The following is a 4097-nucleotide window of genomic DNA, read 5'->3' as shown; positions in this document are numbered from 1 at the left end:
CGCACGGTGTTCAGGCTGCGGATGCCGTATTCGTCTTGCAGTTCGCTGATGCTGGGGAGCTTGGTGCCCAGTTCCCATTCTCCCGACGTGATGCGCTCACGGAGTCGGCCTGCGAGGTCGTGGTACATGGCCATGTCAACACCATAGCACTCTGTGTGATGACTTGAGATAAGTTGCGCTCGGCGCCCACCCGGACCGCACCCCGTGCGACACGCAGCGCCACCCGGGGTGATGCGCAATTGATGATGTAAAGTTAAGTCTAATTCCGTAACCGTGCGGGAAAACAATAGGCAGGCGGATGTTCTCGGTGACAGAAACGAAACCTTCAGCGTGGGTCCGGGAACGATTCGGAGACGCGACTGAGGAGTTCCTCCACGCTATTCCCCTCGCGATGCGCCGCGCGCACCAGCAGTCGGTGGCCGCCCACATCGCCAGCGAGCTGCGAACGAACGATGCCTACGGAAACACACTCAAGGTCGCTCAATACGAACAGCTGATTGCGTGCACAGCCCACATTCCCGGCGTCGTAACCCGTAAGCCCACCGAGGTGACCAGCCGCTACGACCTTGTCGTATTCGATGAGACCGCGGTAGTGCTCTATCCCTGGCGGTTCGCGGTAGATGGGCGCACACGCCGCGAGGACGCGAAACTTCCGACTCCGCTGTCCGAGCTGCGGCGATCGCTACTGACGCTCGCACCGCGGAATCCTGAATTCCAGTTGTCTTTCGACCAGATCGACGAAGACCCGCAGGACTTCGCAGACGAGCAGGACCTCATCGACCAGATCTCCGAGTTCGGACGTGTGGTGACCATCGGATATGCAAGCAATCCCTCGGGCATGTTCAGCCTGGGTATCGGCGAGGTCGTACTCGCCGACGAGGCGAGCGGCGCAGTCGAATGGCCCCACTGGGAGCCGCTGAACACCACCCTCGAGGCGCTCGAGCAGCGTCCGGCCCTCACGCTGGCAGCACCCCTCACGGTGGGCGGCAACCGGTTCGACGACTCTCCGCTCGATGACCTCTTACTCGCACCACGTACCGCTGTGGACACGTCGGTTACTGATGAATCCGCCCACCGCCCGAAGACGGGAAGTGATGAGGGGTGAATCCCCAGCCCCGCAGGCACGGGCAGCTTTCACTGCTCGACGAATCCTCTATCTCCCAGAACCGGGCCGACGCTCGGGAGGAGTGGACCGCGATAGCTGCGGCGTTCGATCCCACTCGGTTGACCCAGGCTCGGCGGCTCGCCGGTCTCACCAAGAAGGCCGTGGCGGAGGAACTCAATGTTTCTCCGGTTGCCGTCAGTCAGTGGGAAGCAGGAACGACGACCCCTCGACCGGACCACATCGGCCTTCTCGCGGTAACTCTCGACGTCATTGCTCCGTTCTTCTCCGCCGGTCGGCCCTACACCAGGCTCGACACTTCGGCAGCTCACTTCCGCAGTCTCCGCCGGACCCCGGCGACCCAACGAGACAAGGCCATCGCCTACACCGAACAGGTCTGGGAGGTGGCGCATGCGTTGGAGAAGCGGGTGCAGTTACCTGCGGTGGACCTGCCAGTTCTCGATACTGGCGCTCTCGCCGAGAACCCAGCCGCACCGGAAGCCGCGGCACGGCTTCTCCGGAAACACTGGGGATTGCAGACCGGACCGATTGCTCACTTGGTCCGCACCATGGAAACCCACGGTCTCATCGTCACTCTCACACCCTTCGCCGGCACGGCGACGGCAACTGTCGACGCCTTCTCAACCTCTCACCTGAATCGCCCCGTCGTCGTTCTCACCCCGGACCGGGCCAACGACGTCTACCGGCACCGGTTTACCGCCGCGCACGAACTCGGCCACCTGGTCATGCACGGTGAAGAAGCCCACGGAGATCCGCAACAGGAGAAGGAAGCCGACCGGTTCGCAGCCGAGCTACTCACCCCTTCTGAGCAGATCACGCCACAACTGCCTGCCAGGCTCGACCTCAACGCACTCGAACAGCTGAGCAAGGAGTGGGGCGTGTCTGTGGACTCGCTGATCTATCGATGCCGCGAAGTGGGGGCTGTCACCGAGGCAACCTATCGACGGGCGTATCAGCGCCTCAACCAGCTCCGAAAGCTCAACCTCTTCCGTCCCGAGCCTGTCGACGGCTACCCCGGTGAAATACCTGTCCTCCTCAATCGAGCATTTGGGCTCGCCGAATCTCACGGCTTGACCCTCAAAGAACTCGCCGCCGAGCTGTCCCTCAAGCTGCCCCGGCTTCGTCTCCTCCTGGGCGAGCCCGACACTCGGCCCGAACTCCGTCTGGTCGACGACTAGCTGTTGCGTCCCGTAAACAGGTTGAGCAAGAGCTCGTCGATCCTCAAGCGGTAACGGGATTGCGACGAGTCGTTGACTTGCTCGATCGGCGGCCTGCGCGTCCTACGGCCGTTCTGCGAGGACGCTGCTTGCCTCCTCCATTGCAAAGACCCAGTCCGCCGTGGGGGTCGAGCGCAGCTCGATGAGTTCGAGTATTCGCATGAGATCGTCGCCGAGATTGCGGGAGAAGATCGGCTCATGATGCGCAATCCGATTCCGCAACTTCCGAATCGCCTCGAGATCGTCATAGATCCGGCGGCGGAGCTGCTCAGCAGTCATCCCCGCAGCATTCGGAAACAGTGTGAGGATCTGATGATTCCAAATGCGCACATCATGACGCGCAGTCAACATGCCCTGCCAGAAAGCGAACTTGAGCTCGGCGATCACCTTCCCCGTCGTCGACTCTCGGCGCCGCGTCTGGCATAAGTCGCGCTGCGGGTTATACGGCCGCCCATTTGGGCAGGGAAGGCTCTTTTCGAACGTGTTGTCCCACGGCCACTGCGGGCCATAGACAGTCGAGAGTGCATCCGAAACAGCGTTGCGGGTGGACACTTCAGCAAAGTGCGAGGGAAGCATCAGTGCAGCCGAGATACGTGCATTCCACCCGTAGAGATCGACTGCCTTCGCCGTGTCGCCACCGGTAGCGGCGACGTAAGTGCTCGAGCGCGGAGCGCTCAGCACAGTCCTGATCGCTGCTTCATTCGTTGGCTTGGCAAACGGCATTGGGAGAACGTACACTCAGCGCTACGAGTCGTGGGACTTGCGGGCTTCGGCCTCCCCCCGCGGACACAGGAATTAAGAAAAAGGACCCTGCGCTGCGGGGTCCTTTTTTCGTTTGGTGGGCGACCCGGCTCCCGAGGCACCTCCGAGAGCCGGTCACAGGCGAACAACACAGACGAAGATCCTCAGAGCCGGTCAGCTATGAGCTACTGCCGCGTCAACGCCACTCGACGACCACACGTCCACCCGTGGGGAGACAGAGACGTAGGCCGTGTTCCTTCCTCGTCTACCCCCGTCAGGGTGTACCCACCAACAACCGCCCGCGTGGCCCCGGCCCCCGACTCGACGGTGGCGTCATCACCGTGCAGCACTCCGTCACCTCATGGACCACCGGATTACGCACTTGGACTACAGGGGACGGTTGGCCGACCAGGAACTCCATCTTTGCCACCCTGTTGATCTCGGAGGGTGACGTTCATTGGGGGGAAGAACCTATGGACACTCCCAGCCTGGCTCAGCCTGTGAGCGATAGCTCGTTGCCATGTCCGGATCCGTCGCGGTTTGATCGGGTGGTGAAGACGAATCGGTGGAAGTGGACCAAGGACGAGCCTCTATTCGCCGATTCGAGCTCGCCAATTGGTGGGCTGATGCTGGCGGTAGCCTTCGTCATCGTGGTTGTACTCGGCGCCCTGCTGAGATGATGTGCTCGCGGCGACGTAGTACTCGGAGTCTCAGCAATCTGCGGATTATCCAACGTCGGCAAGACTGTGTGGTTGGTGATCCTCACCTCGCTCGCGGCGCGGGTGCCATGCTCGGCGCCCACCGGTTGCTGAAACTGGACAGGAGATCCGGTCCTGTTTGACGACCGTCTTGCAGGACACCCAAATCACTCCCCCATCCGATTGGCCGCTGTCAGTTTCAGAAGTCGACCGCACGCGGTTCCTGGGTTTGCGGTGAGTGCAGACGCCTTTTGATATTCCTGCGGTCAGAAGCGCGATGCACAACACGACGATTCGCCCGACTCCTCGATGTCGGGA

General features: G+C 61.8%; 4 protein-coding genes. 2 read left to right on the top strand and 2 right to left on the bottom strand.

From position 1 onward, the window contains the following. On the bottom strand, positions 1-128 hold a 128-nt coding region (locus WAW17_RS04870; RefSeq protein WP_422331878.1), incomplete at its 3' end, for a GntR family transcriptional regulator. 179 nt (positions 129-307) lie between these two features. Here WAW17_RS04870 and WAW17_RS04865 point away from each other — a divergent pair. Then, positions 308-1105: a hypothetical protein gene (locus WAW17_RS04865; RefSeq protein ID WP_422331877.1), complete on the top strand. Its 798-nt coding sequence runs from the start codon at positions 308-310 to the stop codon at positions 1103-1105. Then, positions 1102-2301 (top strand): XRE family transcriptional regulator, encoded by a 1200-nt coding sequence (locus WAW17_RS04860; RefSeq protein WP_422331876.1) that lies wholly within the window; start codon positions 1102-1104, stop codon positions 2299-2301. Before WAW17_RS04865 ends, WAW17_RS04860 begins: the two co-directional genes overlap by 4 nt. Before the next feature lie 102 nt (positions 2302-2403). On the opposite strand, the gene WAW17_RS04855 is transcribed toward WAW17_RS04860, so the two are convergent. Continuing rightward, positions 2404-3063 carry a hypothetical protein gene (locus tag WAW17_RS04855; protein WP_422331875.1) on the bottom strand — a complete coding sequence of 220 codons (660 nt, stop codon included), beginning with the start codon at positions 3061-3063 and terminating at the stop codon, positions 2404-2406. Positions 3064-4097 lie beyond the last annotated feature (1034 nt).

It is taken from the genome of Rhodococcus sp. (in: high G+C Gram-positive bacteria) (genome assembly GCF_049286785.1).
Taxonomy (GTDB): domain Bacteria; phylum Actinomycetota; class Actinomycetes; order Mycobacteriales; family Mycobacteriaceae; genus Rhodococcus_F.
This window is presented reverse-complemented; position numbering and strand designations above follow the sequence as displayed.